The following is a 19,072-nucleotide window of genomic DNA, read 5'->3' on the forward strand; positions in this document are numbered from 1 at the left end:
TCTTGCTACGCAACTGGAGTTTCTTCTTCTGCTTCTGCTTGTGCGTCTTTGGCGTCGCTCTCATCTTCGGGCGTTTCGCCTTCTCCAGATTCGTCTTCGTCTTCATCCGCGTCTTCATCCACAAGATCAGGCGAGGCGTCGCTGTCGTCTTTGTCATCGCTTTTTACTTCGATGGGTTTGCCGATCAAGTCGCGGGCTTCTTGCAGTATGGTCTCGGCGAGTTCTTCGTCGATGCCGTCGATGTCAGTCAGTTTTTCTAGCCCGGCGCTGAGAATGTCGCGACGGCTGATGATGCCTTTAACCAGCAACGCATCAATCAATTTGCTTTGCTCAATCAGCGCTGGAATCGAAGCCAGTTCTTTTTTGGCTTGCAGTTCACGCGCATTGAGTTGCGACTCGGTAATGATGTCGATTTCGCACTTGGTTAATTGGGAGGCCAATTTTGCGTTCAAACCGTTTTTGCCGATCGACAGGGCGAGTTCGTCGTCTTGAACGACTAACAATGCGCGGTTGTTTTCATTGTCGAGTTCGACGCTTTCAATATTCGCGGGTTTCATTGCGTTGGCGACGAAGCGTTGTCTGTCGTCGCTATATTCAATGATATCAATGCGTTCGCCGCGTAGTTCTTGCACCACCATCTGTACGCGGGAGCCTTTCATACCAACGCAGGCGCCGACCGGGTCGACGTCGCTGTCAGAAGAAAGCACCGCAATTTTGGTGCGCTTGCCTGGTTCGCGCGCAATCAGGCGGATCGAAACGATGCCGTCTTTGATCTCGGCGACTTCCTGCTCGAATAGTTTTAGTACCAGTTCAGCCGAATTACGCGACAGGATGATCTGGGCGTCTTTGGATGATTTGCGGATATCGGCAATGACGGCTTTGATGCGGTCGCCAAAGCGGTAGCGTTCGCCTTGCGGCTGTTCGCGGTTGGGCAATACGGCTTCCGCGTTGCCAAGATCGACGATCACGTTGCCTTTTTCGTATCGTTGAACCGTTCCCACCACCAAGTCGCCGGTGCGGTTTTTGTATTTATCAAAGATGATTTCGCGTTCTGCTTCGCGGATGCGTTGTGTAATGACTTGTTTGGCGCTTTGCGCCGCGATGCGGCCAAAGTCTTCGGGGGTGACGTCGATGACGAGAAATTCGCCTACCGAAACATCGTCAACGTATTTACGGGCTTCTTCCAGTAAAATTTCGGTGAATTCGTCTTCGAGTTCTTCGACGACTTCCATGTTGGCGTAAATACGAAACTCGCCGCTTTCGCGGTCGAGTTCGGCTTCGACGACTTCAACATCGTCAGGAAGCATTTTTTTTGAAGCGGAAATCAGCGCAGCTTCAAGCGCGTCCTGGAGCGTTTGTACGGGGATGTTTCGCTCTAGGCTAATCCGTGTAATTATGTCCAACACTTCTTTAGACATGCGTTCGGCTCCAGAAGGAATCGGCGCGTAACCGTCCTCTACCTTTTCGAAAATACCTCAAACCTAAATAGGAGAAATGCTTACGATTGGCAAGATCAAGTTACGCAAAAAAGGCGGGACAGACGTCCCACCTTTCGAGTTCGTAGTATAGCAGGCTCGCGTCTGAATACAACTGGCGTCAATCTTATTGCGTCGAATGAATCCGCTTGGCTCCATTTAAAAAACGAAAATGGTCGGTCCTATCCATCTGCAATCGAAGATAAAAACCAATGAACGTGGCATGGATTATTGCGCTCAATGGCTAGGTGAATTTATCACTGACACGCCGATTCACTTCATCCCAGCCAATAACCCCTACTGTGCGCCGTAAAAAATCATGTATCGTAAAGGATAAAAATTATCTCATAATACTAGATATTTCACTTCGTGTGGCATGGGTACAACTCTGCTCGCTTCGGTGCGGGCTTTCAGGCCCTTATGCACAGGCGCTCCCAGAGTTGCACCCATGCCCGCCGGATTGGATTGTCATTTTTTGATATGCCGGAGCCCGTTTCTGAATCAAAAAAATGGCCATCCATCAAGGTAGGCGCTCACTTACCGGATGAACCTAAAAAACGAAAATGGTCGGTCGCCCGCGCCTGAAATCGAGACAGAAAACCCGGGGCGCGGGCTTGGTTTTCTCTCACCTCATGCCCCAGCGGATGATTTCGCCCGCGCTGGTGACGCCGTTGCTGGGATTATATTGCACCGCTTGCAACTCGACAAACGGCACGTCGATGCTGCAAAGCGAACAGAGTTCTTCCGCCTGGGTCTCGGTTTCAGGGAAATAGCCCAGATATTGGATATATCCGTCCGGCCCGCTTGAGGTCGCCATCCATTTGTTGGTCCCAAAATAATAATTGCCGTTATGGCCGGAAAAATCGGAACGGAAATAGCCGTATGAATCCGCACCGGGCGCAATTTTGCGCAGGTCGGCTGTGGTGTCGAATTCAAATTTGCTTTGATGTGGAAACGGGTCTTTGGGAATGTCTGCGATATATGCGGTCGGCGTGGTCAATACTTTGAGGCGTTCGCTAAAGTTGTACAAGCGCAATCCCGCAAATACTGGCGCCGCAGGATAATCGACCCGCTCCATGCGGTAGAGTTCAACGGCTGTATAAATCGACTTGAGGTCGGCCTGAACGCGCGCGACTTTTGACCTCGTAATCGCGTTTAAAAAATTTGGAACAGCAATCGCCGCCAGGATTCCAATGATCGCCACGACGATCAGTAGTTCGATTAAGGTGAAAGCGCGTCTTCTTGTATATTGTTTCATTTTCATAGAGTTTGCATCGCATTATCTGCCGCCGGGGTTGGGTTTTGCTTGTCTCCGTCGCGGCTTATTGCCGCTGACTACGAAAGCCGCTCCACCCAATCCCCAGCGACGATTTGTTTTATTTATTGCTGAATGAGCGAACCCATTCCTTATTTCAACAACATCCAATCGCTGACATGCGACGTGATGGATTGCTCCAGCGTATGTTGGGCGTTGATTTCGATTGCGCCGAAGTCTTCCTCTGCGCCGTCGGGCCAGATGACGCGTACATTCGCCTGGGATGCGTCGCCGAGTCCGATGCTTTGCGCATAAGGCGCCTGTGAACCCCATCCGGTCGAGCAGAAGCCGACTTCGCGGGATTGCGTTTTTCCAGGCGTTTCGACGATGATCTTCGCTCCAATAGCGCGGGTGTTCATGCCAGATGAGCGCAATTCAATTTGGAGCCAGTTGGCGCCGGTGGCTGCGGTCGCGTTTTCATAAAAACGCATCGGCCCAAGCCCCATTGCTTCGACGATGACTAAATCGAGGTCGCCGTCGTTGTCACTGTCGCCGAACGCCGCGCCGCCTTGGTGCCCTAAATCGGTAATGCCGGAAATATAGGGCAGGTCGATCAGATCGGCGTTGACGTTGGTGAATGTCCCGTCGCCGTTCGCGATATACAACGGATGCGGGATGCGGGTGGGGTTGATGTGGTGGTCGGGGTAGTCGCGCATGTCGGGGTGAATGGCGATGTAGAGGTCAAGCAAGCCATCGTTATTCACGTCCGCCCAGGCGGCGCCGAAGACGGAAAATTCTTCACTCATACCAGCGAGGTCGGTTACGTCAGTGAAAGTACCGTCTTGGTTGTTCTGGTAGAGGCGGCTTTGCGCCAGGGTGTTCATGGTGATGGAACCGCGATTGCCCGAGAACAAATCGGGGTAGCCGTCGTTGTTGAAGTCGCCCCAGACGGCCGTATGCGAACGCGCCGCGTTGGTCTCGTACATGAGGCCCGCCGCAGTGGTTGCATCGGTGAAGGTCCCGTCGCCCTGGTTCTGATAGAGTTTGTTGGAAGACATCATGCTCATCTGCATGGGCTGAACCGACATCGCAGTCATTTCTGCGTCTGTGCTCATCGGCATTGTCATTGCGACCCCTGCGCTCAGAAACAAGTCGAGGTCGCCGTCGAGGTCATAATCGGCCCAGACGCCGTGTTCATAACTGTTCGCCATGCCGCCTATGCCGCCGTGCAATCCAGCAGACATGGTGGCGTGTATGAAGGCGCCGTCGCCTTGGTTTTGATAGAGATAGACGCCCAACATGCGGTTGCAATTCAGCAGGTCGATATCGCCGTCATTGTCGTAATCGGCCCAACTGGCGCTGGTGGTCCCGCCGGTGACGCCTTCGGGGATGCCCGAAACGCCCGCTTGTTCAGCCACGTCGGTGAATTGCCCGCCGTTGTTTTGATAGAGGCGGTTTTGAGTGACCATCATGCCGCCGCCGTCGCCTGACATCATCGGGCCGAGGTTGCCGACGAATAAATCGAGGTCGCCGTCGCCGTCATAGTCGCCCCAAGCGCTGGTCGCCGCTTCCGCCATCGGGTCTTGCAGCTCGAAGGTTTCAGCCACATCGGTGAAGGTGTTGTCGCCGTTGTTTTTGAATAGACGATTATTGGGCGTGGTTGCAATGAAGACATCCATAAAGCCGTCTTCGTCATAGTCGCTCCATGAGACGCCCAGTTGCCGATATATAAAGTCGTCTTGCATCCCGCTTTCGACGCTGCGGTCAATAAACATCGTATCCTGGCTATTGGCGTTAAAAGAAAATACGATGGAGCAGCCCAATACGAAGGCAGACCATCGGTATGCACGAATCAATTTCATGTTTTGAAATCTCCTGTAAATGAATAGACCTCTCCCCACTGGATATGAGGGAGCGAAAAGTCGAAACGTCTGTTTTGGTGTTTCAGGAGAAATCAGGCGTCGGGCGGCGGTGTGGGCGGTTCAACCTGACGGGAACACATTGGAATTACATTGCATTCTTGAAATCCAGCGTTCTCGCGCACGGGTTCAATTTCGTAAGGGCTTGCTTCAAGCCATTTGATGCTGGTGAAGAAAAACGAATAGTCGTGATGTTGAAATGGGTTCGGTGAACAGGCGTTATCTGTGATCTGAATCGGCATGGGGTTCGGCTCGCCAGACTCGTTGGGGACATAGCAGCAGCAGGACGCGCCCATCGGGCAGACGTCGCCGCAGCAGGTGCATCCGCAGACAGTTTCTTCGAGTTGCGGTTCGCTGGTATGCCCAATATCAAACGCATTCACGAACATTGCGGCATGATCGAGCGCAAAAACGGCAATCAAGCAATAGGATATGATAACGCGGGGCGAGTGCTTCACAAATTTCCTGACAGGATCGGGTATGGCTTTATGTAATTTTATATGTTTAGTATATTTTGCCGGAGCGTAAAACACAAATGGTTTCGCTCAATTTGTTTGTTCAGCGCTATTGATCTTGTATATTCATCTATGTGTTTTGTGTGAGTTGAATGTTTAAATCATTTTTGAATAAATAGTTCATTGACTGAACTGAAGCGGGTACTACTATCTTTTTGACTTAAAACTTGTCAGGCTTTATTCTATTATCGTTAATTAGTCAGCAAAGAAACAAACTGAACTCTTTATAAAATAGAAGCGGGGTGCGAAATGGCATATCAACCGGCAGTTCCAACCGACGGGCAGAAAATCACATTTCAGAATGGGCAACTGACTGTTCCTGACAACCCAATTATTCCTTATGTTGTTGGCGACGGGACCGGGGTTGATATCACGCCCGCGATGGTCAAAGTTCTCGACGGCGCCGTTGAGAAAGCCTACAGCGGCAAAAAGAAACTCGCCTGGATGGAAGTCTTGGTCGGCGAGAAAGCCTTTAACGAAACAGGCTCCTGGCTGCCGGAAGAAACCCTGCAAGCCTTTCGCGATTATTTTGTCGGTATCAAAGGCCCGTTGACGACGCCGGTCGGCGGCGGCATCCGCTCGCTGAACGTCGCCCTGCGGCAGGAACTCGACTTGTTCGTGTGCTTGCGTCCTGTGCGGTATTTCCAGGGCGTTCCCAGCCCGGTTAAGCATCCTGAATTGGTCGATATGGTGATCTTTCGTGAAAACACTGAAGATATTTATGCGGGCATTGAGTTCGCCGCTGGAACGCCCGAAGCGCAAAAAATGATCGACTTCATCATAAAAGAATTTCCTGAACGCGCCGCGAAAATGCGCTTTGGTACGCAAGAAAAAGTATCCGGCTGGCAAAAAACGCTGGAGAGCGTCGGTATGCCTGCGCGTGAAATGGGTATCGAAACTGGCATCGGCATCAAGCCCGTCAGTTATCAGGGCACCGAACGCCTGGTGCACAGCGCCATTGCCTACGCCATCAAACACAATCGCAAGAGCGTGACGTTAGTGCACAAAGGCAACATCATGAAATTCACCGAAGGCGCGTTTCGCGATTGGGGCTACAAAGTCGCGAAAGACTTTTACGGCGCCGAAGAACTCGACGGCGGGCCGTGGATGCAGATACCCGAAGGCAAGCCCGGCGCGGGCATCATCATCAAAGACGTGATCGCCGACGCCTTCTTGCAGCAGATCCTCACTCGTCCGGCGGAATACGAGGTCATCGCTACGCTGAACCTCAACGGCGATTACATCAGCGACGCGTTGGCGGCGGAAGTCGGCGGCATCGGTATTGCGCCCGGCGCGAACATTAATTACGTCACTGGACACGCCATCTTCGAGGCGACCCACGGCACCGCGCCGAAATACGCAGGCCAGGACAAAGTGAACCCCGGCTCGCAGATTCTCTCCGGCGTGCTCATGCTCGAACACCTCGGCTGGCAGGAAGCCGCCGACCTGGTGGTGAAGGGAATCGAAGGCGCGATTTGCCAAAAGCGCGTGACCTATGACTTCGAACGGCTGATGGAAGGCGCGACGCTGTTGAAATGCTCCGAATTCGGCGACGCGATTATTGAAAATATGTAGTCGCTCATTATATGTACATGATGTTGTAGGGGCGCAGCGCGCTGCGCCCCTATCATCCCGAGGTGACTCAATCAGATAATCTTGCTCAAACCAGGGTAGGGTGGGCTCGCGTTAGCAGCCCACCAATAGCGTTAATAATTGCGAAAATGCAGCCGCCTTCTTCCATTGGGAGAAGGCGGGGGATGAGGATTAAAAAACGGTGGGTTAAGAACCCACCCTACTCGGCTGGTGATTTCAAGGCGAGATTGCTTCGCTTCGCTCGCAATGACACAAAAAGTTAGGATGAGGGCAAGGAATTTATATTTCCTTCTACCTGTAAATCGCAAAATAACAGCTATGCTGAAATCATAAAAAAAAGGACTTAAGGAGAAAAATATGCAAAAGAAAATTACTGTTGTCGGCGCGGGTAACGTCGGCGCATCGTGTGCGCTTTATCTCGCCGAACAAGAACTAGGCGACGTCGTACTGCTCGACATCATGGAAGGCGTGCCCCAAGGCAAGGCGCTCGACATCTTGCAAGCGGGCGCGGTGCTGGGTTTTGACACACTGCTGACGGGTACAAACGACTACGCCGACACCGCCGATTCTGACATCATCGTCATCACGGCTGGCTTAGCGCGTAAGCCCGGCATGGACCGCCTTGACCTGCTCAAAAAGAACGCTGAGATCGTCGGCGGCATCGTTGAGCAAGCGGTCAAATTATCGCCCAACGCCATCATCATCATGGTGACCAACCCCATCGACGTGATGGTGTATCTCTCTTACAAAAAATCCGGCTTCCCCAGCCACCGCGTTATCGGTCAGGCGGGCGTTCTCGATTCCGCCCGGTACGCGACCTTTATTGCGCGTGAACTCAACACCTCGGTCAAGCATGTGCGCGCGATGGTGTTGGGCGGACACGGCGACAGCATGGTGCCGCTGCCCAGTTACAGTACCGTGTCGGGCGTTCCCATTACGGAATTGATCCCCCCAAACCGCATCAAAGCGATTGGCGACCGCGCCCGCACTGGTGGCGGCGAAATCGTGAAGTTGTTGGGTACGGGCAGCGCCTTCTATGCGCCCGCTGCCGCAACGGTGAAGATGGTTGAGTCAATTGTGAACGATGCGAACCAGATTCTGCCCTGCTCGGTGTATGCGACCGGACAATACGGCATTTCGGATATCTATGTTGGTTTGCCGGTGAAATTAGGCAAAGACGGCGTGACGGAAATTATCGAAGTGAATCTGGACCCGACCGATAAACAAGCGCTGCTTAATTCCGCTGAAATTTATAAGAGCAGCGTGCAAGAAGTCGCTGAATTTTTCTAAACCGCGTTGCTGTGACCTGTAATCTTTCGCCCGCCTTTCGATCCAGAGAGGCGGGTTTTGTTTTGCGCCTTAGTCGCCAATGTCATTGACTTAAGGGGTGGCGAGCCAAGGCTGAATAAAATGAAGCCAGCCCTTGAAATATTGTTTGAATGTATCGCTTTATTTGTGCTGTTTTGAAATCCCTCCTGGCGCTTTCAGCGCCGTCCCCCCTTAAAAAGGGGGGCTAAAAGTCTAAAGTCAATGACATTGCCTTAGTCGTTGGCAAACGGTGAATTCAATGTAAACTGTAAACGCGCATCCCAAGATGGTTTATGCTCAAGTTTTTGCGCAAGGTTCGGTTGTATGAAAATCAAATATATTGGCCATTCGTGTTTTTTGTTGACTTCCTCTGATGAGGTTTCAATCATTATTGATCCTTACAAGCCGGGCGCTTACGGCGGCGCGATTTGTTATTCGCCAATCGTTGACCGGGCCGACATTGCGGTGCTCAGCCGCGAACACGAAGACCACGCCAACGTCAAAGATTTGATCGACCAGCCGCTGTCGGTTCGCGCCGACAGCCGGGTGCGCGGCGTCGAATTTGACATGGTGGATACCTTTCACGACGACTGTGAAGGCCAAGACCGCGGGCCGAATCGCGTCATCTGTTTTACTATGGATGAACTGCGGGTGTGCCATTTGGGCGACCTGGGGCATGTGTTGACGCCGGAGCAAATCGAGAAAATTGGCCCAGTGGATATTCTGTTCGTCCCGGTGGGCGGGCGCTTCACCATCGGCCCGGCGGAAGCAGACCAAATCGTCGAACAATTACAGCCGAGCATCATCACACCCATGCACTTTAAGACCGATAAGTGCCTCTTCCCGATTGAGCCGGTTGAGTCGTTTTTAGATGGGAAAAATGAAGTGCGTCGTTCTAACAGCAGCGAAGTCGTGGTCCAAAAATCCGACCTGCCCGAAACGCGGACGTATTTATACATTCCTCCCAGCAACTAATCGAACCATAAATAGGAACAACAAAAGCCATGAAAAAAATCGAAGCCATCATCAAACCCTTCAAATTGGATGACGTGAAAGACGCCCTCAACGAAATCGGTATCGTCGGCATGACCATTTCTGAAGTGCGCGGCTTTGGCCGCCAAAAAGGACACAAAGAGTTGTTTCGCGGCAGCGAATACGTCATCGACTTATTGCCCAAGGCGAAAGTTGAACTCGTCGTGAATGACGATAAATGCCAGGAAGTTGTAGACGCAATTCTCAAATCGTCTCGTACTGGCAACATCGGCGACGGTAAGATTTTTGTTTCCGACCTCGCCGAAGTCTACCGCATTCGCACCGGAGAAACCGGCGACAGCGCGGTCTAGCGTTCCCCTAGATTAAACTTTAAGCGCAATACTTGAGAGAAGCCGCGCTCGGGCAGCGAGATGGTTGCGATCGACTGTTGCGAGCGGCAGATATGGACTTCATCATCGGGGTTCAAGTCGGCGTGAATTTGCCCATCAAGAATCAAGACTAACTCACGGTTTTCATGGTTGAATCCGACCTTGAGTTGGCGTTTGCCGTCAATCACCAACGGGCGGTTGAACAGCGAATGCGGCGAGACTGGCGTAATAATCAACGCAGGCAGCCCCGGCTCCAAAATCGGCCCGCCCGCTGAGAGCGAATGTCCGGTTGATCCCGTCGGCGTCGAGACGATGAGGCCATCGGCGCGATAGGTCAACGGCGCATCTCCATCTTCGCACAGCCATACATCCAACAAACGGCCGGGGCGTTTTAATGTAAGCAGCGCTTCGTTGAGAGCGTAGGATTGCATGATGCGCTTGCCGCCGCGCACGATATGCGCTTCGAGAAAAAAGCGGTTGACTGTGCGGTAGTCTCCCCGAAGTAGACAGTCTAAGGCTTCGGTGAGTTCGGTGCGGTTGCTTGACGTCAGAAATCCAAACCCGCCCAGGTTCACGCCAAGAATGGGCTTCGGCGTTTCAGCCAGACAGCGCGCGGCGCCGAGGATGGTGCCGTCTCCGCCGAGGATAATAATGACGTCTGCGTTTATTGATGACCGGGCGATGGCGTTTTCTTTTTCAAGCGGGTGATTGTATTCGATGCACCCGCATTCAATTTGTTGCTGCTGCAGATAGGCCTGCGCTGTTTGGGCGGCGCTATGCGCCCCTTCTTTTTGCGGGTTGAAGACAATCAATACTCGCTTGGGGATGGGTTGATTGTATGGAGTCATTTGTTTTCGTGTGCGTTGTTCACGATTTCCGTCAATTCGCTTCGATTGATGGATGGTTGGTCTTGGTTGTATCGCATCCAATAGAGAAATTCAATGTTGCCGCTTTTTCCGGTAATGGGCGAAACGGCGGCGCCGACAATGCGCCAGCCAGCGGCTGTATACGCATCATAGCAATCTTCGAGCACCTGTTGATGGTCTTCGCGGCGCCGTACTACGCCCTTCTTGCCGACTTTGCCTTTTCCAATTTCAAACTGCGGTTTGACAAGGACAATCACTGAGCCGCCAGGTTTGAGGATCGACTGCATCGCGGGCAGCACTTTCTCGATGCTGATAAACGAGAGGTCGGCGGTAACGAGATCAACGGTTTCGCCCAGGTCGTCTTGGGTCACATAGCGGCAGTTGGTTTTGTCCATCACCACCACGCGGGGGTCGGTTTGGAGATTATAGGCGAGTTGACCATGACCAACGTCAATGGCGAATACTTTGACTGCGCCGCGCCGCAGCAGGCAATCGGTGAAGCCGCCATTGGATGCGCCAAAGTCTGCGGTCGTCCAGCCGGAAACATCAATGTCGAATGCGTTGAGCGCTTTTTCAAGTTTAAGGCCGCCCCGGCTGGCGAAGTCGCACTCTTTGTGGGTGAGGCGAATGACGGCGTCTTCGTCTACCTGGACGCCGGGTTTGTCAAAGACGGTTTCGTCGACCAAGACCTCGCCTGCGCGGATGTATCGTTGGGCGGTTTCCCGCGAGGGGGCGAGACCGCGCGACGCCAATAGTGCGTCGAGGCGTTGTTTTGCCATGTTGAATTTAAACCCCCTGTTGTTTGACGGGCGCCAGGCCCTGCGCCGCGCGCCTGGCCCCTTCATACTGCCCCCAATTTGACGCCCAGGCGTGGCGGGGCGCTTGCATCATATCACGCGCCCATGAACGGTTGAGGGCCGGGTGTCGAAGCAGCCACGCCCAATCCCGCAGCGTCTTGTTCGACCAGCCTTTGAGCGCAGCCGTCCGAGTTGGCGTGGTGCGTACGCCAAACAACTCATATAAGCGGTAGTGGTCGATGAGGGTTCGCTTATAGGTATATGCCGGGGGGCGGTCGTGTGAGTGTTCGACCATTGCGTTTGGCTCATAGACGATTGCGTAGCCGTTGCTTATGGTGCGCATCCCCCATTCGATGTCTTCCCCATAAGGCGCATCAGGGATAGGGATTTTTTCCCACACGTCGCGGCGGATCACGCTGGAGACGTTATCGAATATGCACGACAAATATTGTTTCATCGGCTCCAGTCGGCAGAAGTTGGTCATTGAGTCAAAACGGACGACGCGGCGGATTTCAGAGCCTGCGATCCAATTTTTGATATCCCGTTGCACGATTGGAGAGGCTGAGGGGCGCGCGATTTGCCGGGCGAAGCCTCCGGCGGCGTTTTCGGCAAGCATGGACGAAATCATTCGTTCACAAAAATCATCCTGTAAGGGCTTGGCGTCTTGGGTGAAGAAAAAGAGAAAGTCGCCCCGGCTTTTTGACGCCGCCAGGTTTCTGGTACGACCGTGATTGAATTCGTTCTGCTTAATCTGGATGACTCTGGCGCCAAATTGTTCGGCTGTCTTGACCGTATCATCGGTCGAACCCGAGTCAATGACAATTATTTCTAACTGGTCTGCTAGAGTTTGGTTTTTTAATGCGGATAAAAGTTGGAGCAAATCTTGCTCTGCATTCAATGTTGGTATTATTGCGCTATATTTATGGGAGTTTAGTGTTCGTTTCATGTTTTTTATGTTGAGTCTTATATTAGAATTCGTAATTCGTTTGGTCGTGAATTCATACTATCCATTGAACTCAGGCGAAAGGTAAGTTTTAATAGTTCTCAAAAAGATGTTGGCTTTTTGCTGCAAACATGCTAGATAGAAAATGACGTTTTGTTCCATCTATTGAAAAATAACACAGAATCACTTAGACAAGAGTAAACCGAATGCGACGTTTTGGGAATGGAATTCATCCCGATTACACTGTTTTTTATTGCTGGTTAATACACTCTTGATTTCGCCAAAGGAACTGAGAATGAAAGGCAAACCGAAGGCATCAACGGTCCTAAATGGAGTCCATATCGCTTTTTTAGCGAGGCGTACGAAAGCTGAAAAGCAACTGGTTGAAAACTTAACGCAAGCCGGTTGCAAGGTTTCACATGAAACCGACCTGAAAGACCTGCTGTTTGTTGTGTCCCAGGCGCCTGCGGATGCATTATTTATTGACCTTTCCTATTGCCAATCTTTTCAAGATGAAAAAGACCGAAAAGTAACGATGATTGATTCGCTGGGCGATGAGATGATCGTGATGTCCAACCAAAGCGATATCAGCGACGCCGCTCGATGGGCGCGCGTCTTCAAAGGCTATTGTTTAGCCACGCCCGCTGATGCGGCGGAAGCGGTGATCCTGCTTGAGCGAGTGATGGATGCAGGGTTGCTGAAGCGCCGGTTGTCACGCTATGAAACCATGGATTCGTCTTTAGAACAATTCGGTTCGTTTATTGTGAAATCGCCCGAAATGAGAGACGTCATCCGGCTGGCGAGAATCTTAACAGACCGGGACGATTGTATCTTGTTTTCTGGAGGCGTTGGGGTTGGCAAAGAACGCCTGGCCCGCACCATTCATGAAAACAGTAAGCGCAAGCATGGCCCGTTTTATTCCATCAATTGCCGCTCGTTTTCGGGTGAAGAACTCGCGCTTGAACTTTTTGGGCAAGCGGATACGGGAAAAGGTTCTACAGACAAAACAGGCAGCCTGCTCGAACAAGCCAGCGGCGGGTCGTTATTTTTAGATGAAATCAGCATGATTCCGCCTTCTGTTCAGGGCAAATTAGAGCGGTTGGCGTCGAAAGGCTCCTTTACGCCCGCGAACTCCCGCGCATCAACCAAATCAGACATCCGGCTGTTTAGCGCAACCAGCCAACCCTTGGATGAACTTGTCGCCAGCGGCGGGTTTTCCGAAGAACTTTATTTTCATCTGAGCCGCTTTGTATTGCATCTGCCCGCCTTACACCGCCGGGTGGAAGATATCCCTATACTGACCAAGACCATCTTAGAACGCATGGCCAGAGAGCGGGGCGAGGAGCCTTTGCTCGTGACAGAAGAGACTCTCCGGCTGTTGATGGATTACCAATGGCCCGGCAACTTGCGCGAGTTAGAGAATGTTCTCGATTTTGCTTCATTGGTGGCGGGCAAGGGGCCGATTGATCCCAAACATTTGCCCAAGCAGTTCAACGATGATGTGGGGAGTCTGTTTGTTGGGGTCACGTCGGATGAACTGCCGCCTATGAGCGAAATTGAACGCCGCTACATCTTAAAAGTGATGGATGCGGTCAACGGCAACAAAGTAAAAGCCGCCGTGATTTTAGATATCAACCGCGCTACGCTCCACCGCAAATTGCAAATTTATGAGAACATGCGCCGCACAGAAATCGCATAACCGCAATCGGCGAAATTGACCTCCAAGCCCGGCCCTCAGCGCCGGGCTTTTTCGTATGAATTGAGGGTTTACACTGTGCGGGACTAAATCCATTGAACGGTTGCAAGGCGTTCTTGATGAAAATCGTCTTTGTGAATCATACCTTCCCGCCGCACAGCATGGCCGGTTCGGAATTGTGCGTACTTCGGCTGGCGCAAGACTTGCAGCGCCGGGGCCATGAAACCGTGGTGTTTTATCGCATCGCCGATGAAACGCTCGATGAACTCGCGTTGGTCGAGGGCGAATTTGAAGGCGTTTCGACCTGCGCGATCAACCATACCTACCGCTTTGCGCGTAAGTTTCAAGACATTTATTTAAACCCGATCTTAGCGGCGCGGTTTGCGCATTGGCTTCGTCAACAAAATGCGGATGTCGTCCATTTTCATCATCTGACCAACCTTTCACTGTCACTGGTGCAAGAGGCAAAGGCGGTTGGCTTGCCGGTTGTGTTGACGCTGCATGATTATTGGCTGTTGTGTCAGCGCGGACAGTTGCTGCGCCGTGATTTGAGTTTGTGCGACGGCCCCGGTGATGCGAAATGCCGGGCGTGTTTGTCAACGCAATTATTGCGCGGCCCGGCGCAGCGCTATGCCTCGGCGTTTATTGGTCGGGCGCTATCCGGTTCCAATTCCCGGCTTATCGTTGATGGGTTGGATATAAGAAAAGCGCAAATCCATACGCCCAATGCGAATTTTGTTGCGCGGACTTCATTTCAATTCGACGGTCAACTCGGCGACGCGTTGTTGATGCACCCGCCTGCGGAGGTGCGGTATCGTTTGAAATTAAATTCGCCCGCGCACTTTGTTTCGTCGATTGCTCTTCATCCAGACGTGTATCAGAAACCCGGCGGCGGGGTATGGTTTTTTGTCGAACGCAATGGCGAAACGCTGTTGAAACAATGGCTGAATCCAAAAGAGAATGAAGAAGACCAAGGCTGGCATGAGGTTGCGATTGACTTGCCGCCCAGCGAGTCGGCGCATGACGAATTGGTGTTGAAAACTATTGCTGAAAATGAAGACGCCCAATTTTGCAGCGCTGGTTGGAAGGCGCCTCGGGTTGAGTCTCTTACGCCCGCGCCAACGAAAGCCCATGCAGTCAGCGGGTGGAAGAAGCGCTTGTTTACGCTGGCGGCGGACGCGATTGTTCATCTGTCGGCGCAGGCGCGCGAGGGCATATCGCATCGAAAACATTGGGCGCAGCGCGTGATGAACGGCGCCGATCTTTTGGTCTCTCCCTCGCACTTTTTGGCTGATTTTTTTATTCAACATGGCGCACCGAAATACAAACTGATCGTGTCGGACAACGGCTTCCCTGATGCGCCCGCTGCGGCGCCGCGCACAACCGGAACGCCTCTGCGGTTCGGTTATATTGGCACCTGGATTCCATCAAAAGGCGTCCATCTACTGTTAGAGGCGTTTCAAACAATTGACCCCGCCGATGCGGTGTTGCATGTCTATGGCTTCTTCCCCGGCTATGCGGGTTATGAACAGTACGAAGACGAACTGCGCGCGCTTGCGGGGCCGGCGGTCGAGATGATGGGGCGCTATCAACCCGAAGACGCGTATTCGATTGTGGGTGGCTTTGATTGTTTGGTGGTTCCATCTATCTGGTGGGAAAACTCGCCGATGACCATCCATGAGGGCTTGCAGATGCGCGTGCCTGTTTTGACCGCTGATGTTGGCGGCATGGCGGAACAGGTACAGCAGGGCGGTGGATTGACCTTTCGCCATCGCGATGCGGGCGACTTACGCCGCGTGATCGAAAGCCTCATTCAACGGCCGCAGCGGTTAGACGCCTTGAGAGAGTCGGCTCCCGCCGTAAAATCAAGCAGTGAACATGCTGATGAACTCGCGCAACGGTATGAACAACTCATTCAACAAAGGAACGCTTCGTGATTTCAACTTCAGAAAAAGACATCTATTCCGCCTTTGCTTTGATTTACGATACGGTGATGCGCGATGTTGACTATGATTCCTGGGCGCGGCACATCATGCGCCTCGCGAAAAAATTCCGTTTGCCTCATTCCAAATTATTGGAGATTGCCTGCGGCACGGGGACGCTGTCTCTTCGCATGAAGCAGTTGGGCTGCGACGTCACCGGAGTCGATCTGTCGGAAGACATGCTGAAACTGGCGCGGATCAAGTTACGAGAAGAAGGCGTCGACTTGCCTCTCTATCAAGCGTCGATGGACAACTTGTCTGCGCTCGACCTCGAACCCGTATTTGATCTAGTCACCTGTCTGTATGACAGCTTAAATTATCTGCTTTGCGAAGAGGCCGTCTTGCGCTCGTTTCACGATGTCTACGAATTGTTGCGCCCCGGCGGCGGATATATTTTTGACGTGACGACTGAATACAACCTGCTGCATAACTTTGCGGGTTACACCTTCGCCGAAAATTTTGACGACGTGTCGTACATTTGGGAAAATGAGTACGATATTGAAAAGAGCATCTGTTCGTCAAAGGTAAGCATGTTTCGTCTGGAGAACGCCGTGTATCAAAAATACGTCGAAGTGCACCGCCAAAAGGTGTACGAAACCGCGTGGCTAAAACAAAGCCTGAAGGCGGTCGGCTTTGAAGTATTGGGGACATTCTATAATATGACCGACAAGCCGGTGAGAGCAAAATGCGAGCGCATCCATTTCGTTTGCAAGAAACCCAAATAAGCAGTCTTCGCAAAATGGAGAGAGGCGTTTCGTTCGCCAGCGTCATCTGGTCCAAATAAGAGGGCGCTACTTGATTTTACGCTATGACCGGTGCATCTTTTTTGCTAGACTAAGCCATCGTTTAAGGGAGAAATATCAATGACGGAATGGCGCGTGTACGGCTGTGGTTCTGCTTCATCAAGCCAGTTTATGCAAAGCAGCTACGAGTTCACCAGCGGTGATACCCGTTTGCATGTGGATTTTGGCAATGGCGCTCTCTATCAACGCTGCCGCCTCGAAGGCGACATTTTTAAAGCGCTTGATTCGATTGAGCACTTATTCATTACCCATAGCCATGCCGACCACATCGTCGATTTAACCCGCCATGTGGTGGCTTGGAAATACACCCCCAACTACAGCCCCGGCAAACCCGTTCATTTATATGCTACTAAACATACGCTAGAGCGCGTTGAACACCTGTTGGAGTACGCGACCTTTCCCGGGTTGTTTGACGAGGTTTTTGTTTCGCACCCGGTCGAAGAAAACCGGCCCATGCAGATTGGCCCATTGACGGTGAGGCCGTTTCTGGTGAAACACATGCCCGGCGCGGTCGGCTTGCATGTCGAGTCGCCGGACGGCGCCAGCGCGGCGTTCACAGCGGACACGGCGCCGTTCAATGAACTGCACGCCGAAATTCAAGACGCTAGTTTATTGATATCAGAAGCGAGCTTCTGTGAAAAAGACCACCCCATGCACCTGACCGTCTCGCAAGCGGCGGAACTGGCGGAAAAAGTCAACGCCAAAACCTTGCTCATGGTCCACGCCTATCCTGAAGTCGAAGAACTCGAACAAACGCAATTACAAGACCGCGTGGGTAAGTATTTTTCGGGCGAATATTTTGCGGCGCATGATGGAATGTCGCTGGTTTGGGACCCGAACAGCCAGTCGTGGAACCAAAGCAAAATGTTTTGAGGTTCGTGTTCGTATTCGCGCCGGAACGATTACCGCTTCCATGAATAGACCCGGAAGAACAAAAAAACGCCTGCTTCGCGCCGCGCAAAATGCTGCCCTGGTTTTTGCTTCGGTTTTGTTTGCGTTGGTATGCATCGAACTCGGGGTGCGGCTGGTTGGCGTTTCATATCACAATGTTGTTCTTAATCAGGCTATGATGCTTGATCCTGTCTGCGGCTTTCGTCTTAAACCCAATGCGAAGTTGGCGCTCGCTCCAGGCGTTTTCCCTGAAGTGAAGATCAATACATTCGGCCATCGCGATCAAGAATATCCAAAACAGAATGACCATTCGTTGCGCATCCTCGCCTTGGGTGATTCGTTTGCGTATGGGCGGGTGGCGTATGAATATAACTTTCTTACATTGCTAGAAGAGCGGCTGGATGAGGCGTTTGCTGATGAAACAATAGAAATACTCAATTCAGGCGTTCCCGCGTATCAACCGGTCAATGAATTCGCTTACTTGAAAGCCTACGGGTTTCGGTTTGAACCAGATGCGGTGATTTTTTGTCTGTATGTGGGCAACGATCTCCGCAACAATGATCTCGCGCCGACAGACATTCATCCCGAAACGCCAGTGAGCGATTTGAAAACCGCAGCGCCGGTAATTTCGTTTGAATATTGGCTGTCTCATTCAGAAGTCTACTGGATGGTGCGCAATATTTTGATGCGCCGGGCGATGATGGGCGAAATCGAGTCGCGCCTGCCAGAATTTTCATCGCGCGCGCTCGATGAGCCAAACCGAATTGAGCCGGATTTTTGGATGATGAGCGAAGACCAATACAAGCACAATATAGAAAACCAAATGCGCAGTTACATCCTGCCGCAATTTTGGAGCGATTGGGACCGCAAGAATATTGAAGCGACAATCGCAGTTACGCTGAAAATGAATGAGGCGTGCAAAGAAAAAGGCATTGATTTCGCGGTGGTGTTGGTCCCGTCGGAAGTTCAAGTTGATGATGACGTCAGCCAGGTATTGTATGAAGTGATCGAGGGCAAGATTGATCGCAATGCGATATCGCTGATGGAACCGCAAGCGGCTTTGTTTACGCGCTTGGCGCAACAGGGCGTCAATGTGATTGATTTATTGCCCGCGTTTCAAGAAAAAGGAAAAGATCAACGATTGTATCTATTGCGCGACACTCATTGGAACGAAGACGGCAACGCCCTCGCAGCGGAGGTTTTATTCGAGCCGCTCGAAGCCTGGGCGGCGGCGAAATTGGCTCAAGACAATTAGATCGGGCGATGAGCAATTCGATAAAAAAGGTTCTTCCGGTATTTGGATGCTTTTTCCCAAATAGAATTGAGATTTATAGAAGCCTCTTCATCAATACTTGAACTTTCGCTGTGTGTGGCATGGGTACAACTCTGCTCGCTTCAGTGCGGGCTTTCAGGCCCTTATGCACAGGCGCTCCCAGAGTTGCACCCATGCCTGATTGGTTCGTCAATTTTTAATATGTCCGAATATGTTTTCTCAAACAAAATTATGGTTCTTCCGGTATTTGGATACTTCATCACAAATTGAATTGCGTTTTTTTGACGCTTTTTCGTAAATACTTGATCTTTCGCTGTGTATGGCATGGGTACAACTCTGCTCGCTTCAGTGCGGGCTTTCAGGCCCTTATGCACAGGCGCTCCCAGAGTTGAACC

General features: G+C 51.9%; 16 protein-coding genes. 9 read left to right on the forward strand and 7 right to left on the reverse strand.

Annotated elements, in window-relative coordinates; all coding sequences use genetic code 11:
- Positions 1–5: 5 nt before the first annotated feature.
- From nusA to P9L94_17610, 4 genes are all read right to left on the reverse strand, one after another.
- Positions 6–1,418 carry a transcription termination factor NusA gene (gene nusA, locus P9L94_17595; GenBank protein MDP8245900.1) on the reverse strand — a complete coding sequence of 471 codons (1,413 nt, stop codon included), beginning with the start codon at positions 1,416–1,418 and terminating at the stop codon, positions 6–8.
- A gap of 682 nt (positions 1,419–2,100) precedes the next feature.
- Complete coding sequence (locus tag P9L94_17600; protein ID MDP8245901.1) at positions 2,101–2,739, reverse strand: prepilin-type N-terminal cleavage/methylation domain-containing protein; 639 nt, start codon at positions 2,737–2,739, stop codon at positions 2,101–2,103.
- 143 nt (positions 2,740–2,882) lie between these two features.
- Positions 2,883–4,592: a CRTAC1 family protein gene (locus tag P9L94_17605; protein MDP8245902.1), complete on the reverse strand. Its 1,710-nt coding sequence runs from the start codon at positions 4,590–4,592 to the stop codon at positions 2,883–2,885.
- A gap of 92 nt (positions 4,593–4,684) precedes the next feature.
- A complete protein-coding gene (locus tag P9L94_17610; protein ID MDP8245903.1) occupies positions 4,685–5,107 on the reverse strand; it encodes a hypothetical protein in 423 nt (140 codons plus the stop codon).
- Positions 5,108–5,413: 306 nt separating this feature from the next.
- Here P9L94_17610 and icd point away from each other — a divergent pair, with 306 nt between their 5' ends.
- The 4 genes from icd (at position 5,414) to P9L94_17630 (ending at position 9,408) form a co-directional block, all read left to right on the forward strand.
- Positions 5,414–6,739 carry an isocitrate dehydrogenase (NADP(+)) gene (icd, locus tag P9L94_17615; protein MDP8245904.1) on the forward strand — a complete coding sequence of 442 codons (1,326 nt, stop codon included), beginning with the start codon at positions 5,414–5,416 and terminating at the stop codon, positions 6,737–6,739.
- 375 nt (positions 6,740–7,114) lie between these two features.
- The gene (mdh, locus tag P9L94_17620; GenBank protein ID MDP8245905.1) at positions 7,115–8,047 is read left to right on the forward strand and encodes a malate dehydrogenase; all 933 of its coding nucleotides are present in this window, start codon (positions 7,115–7,117) and stop codon (positions 8,045–8,047) included.
- Between the two features lie 342 nt (positions 8,048–8,389).
- Positions 8,390–9,040, forward strand: a complete 651-nt coding sequence (locus tag P9L94_17625; GenBank protein MDP8245906.1) for an MBL fold metallo-hydrolase — start codon at positions 8,390–8,392, stop codon at positions 9,038–9,040.
- A 29-nt stretch (positions 9,041–9,069) separates the two neighbouring features.
- Positions 9,070–9,408, forward strand: coding sequence for a P-II family nitrogen regulator (locus P9L94_17630; GenBank protein ID MDP8245907.1), 339 nt, complete (start codon positions 9,070–9,072; stop codon positions 9,406–9,408).
- On the opposite strand, the gene P9L94_17635 is transcribed toward P9L94_17630, so the two are convergent.
- The 3 genes from P9L94_17635 to P9L94_17645 are packed head-to-tail and all read right to left on the reverse strand — an operon-like array spanning position 9,405 to position 12,035.
- Positions 9,405–10,274: an NAD(+)/NADH kinase gene (locus P9L94_17635; GenBank protein MDP8245908.1), complete on the reverse strand. Its 870-nt coding sequence runs from the start codon at positions 10,272–10,274 to the stop codon at positions 9,405–9,407. The genes P9L94_17630 and P9L94_17635 overlap by 4 nt on opposite strands.
- Positions 10,271–11,071, reverse strand: coding sequence for a TlyA family RNA methyltransferase (locus P9L94_17640; protein ID MDP8245909.1), 801 nt, complete (start codon positions 11,069–11,071; stop codon positions 10,271–10,273). Before P9L94_17640 ends, P9L94_17635 begins: the two co-directional genes overlap by 4 nt.
- Before the next feature lie 7 nt (positions 11,072–11,078).
- The gene (locus P9L94_17645; protein MDP8245910.1) at positions 11,079–12,035 is read right to left on the reverse strand and encodes a glycosyltransferase; all 957 of its coding nucleotides are present in this window, start codon (positions 12,033–12,035) and stop codon (positions 11,079–11,081) included.
- Positions 12,036–12,327: 292 nt separating this feature from the next.
- Between P9L94_17645 and P9L94_17650 the strand changes: the two genes are divergently transcribed.
- From P9L94_17650 to P9L94_17670, 5 genes are all read left to right on the forward strand, one after another.
- On the forward strand, positions 12,328–13,731 hold the full coding sequence (locus P9L94_17650) for a sigma 54-interacting transcriptional regulator (protein ID MDP8245911.1): 1,404 nt from the start codon (positions 12,328–12,330) through the stop codon (positions 13,729–13,731).
- 116 nt (positions 13,732–13,847) lie between these two features.
- Positions 13,848–15,665: a glycosyltransferase gene (locus P9L94_17655; GenBank protein ID MDP8245912.1), complete on the forward strand. Its 1,818-nt coding sequence runs from the start codon at positions 13,848–13,850 to the stop codon at positions 15,663–15,665.
- Positions 15,662–16,435, forward strand: a complete 774-nt coding sequence (locus P9L94_17660) for a class I SAM-dependent methyltransferase (GenBank protein MDP8245913.1) — start codon at positions 15,662–15,664, stop codon at positions 16,433–16,435. The genes P9L94_17655 and P9L94_17660 overlap by 4 nt, the downstream gene beginning before the upstream one ends.
- A gap of 138 nt (positions 16,436–16,573) precedes the next feature.
- On the forward strand, positions 16,574–17,386 hold the full coding sequence (locus tag P9L94_17665; protein ID MDP8245914.1) for an MBL fold metallo-hydrolase: 813 nt from the start codon (positions 16,574–16,576) through the stop codon (positions 17,384–17,386).
- A 40-nt stretch (positions 17,387–17,426) separates the two neighbouring features.
- On the forward strand, positions 17,427–18,659 hold the full coding sequence (locus P9L94_17670) for a hypothetical protein (protein ID MDP8245915.1): 1,233 nt from the start codon (positions 17,427–17,429) through the stop codon (positions 18,657–18,659).
- The last annotated feature ends 413 nt before the right edge of the window (positions 18,660–19,072 follow it).

The organism is Candidatus Hinthialibacter antarcticus (genome assembly GCA_030765645.1).
In the GTDB taxonomy this organism is placed as follows: Bacteria; Hinthialibacterota; Hinthialibacteria; order Hinthialibacterales; family Hinthialibacteraceae; genus Hinthialibacter; species Hinthialibacter antarcticus.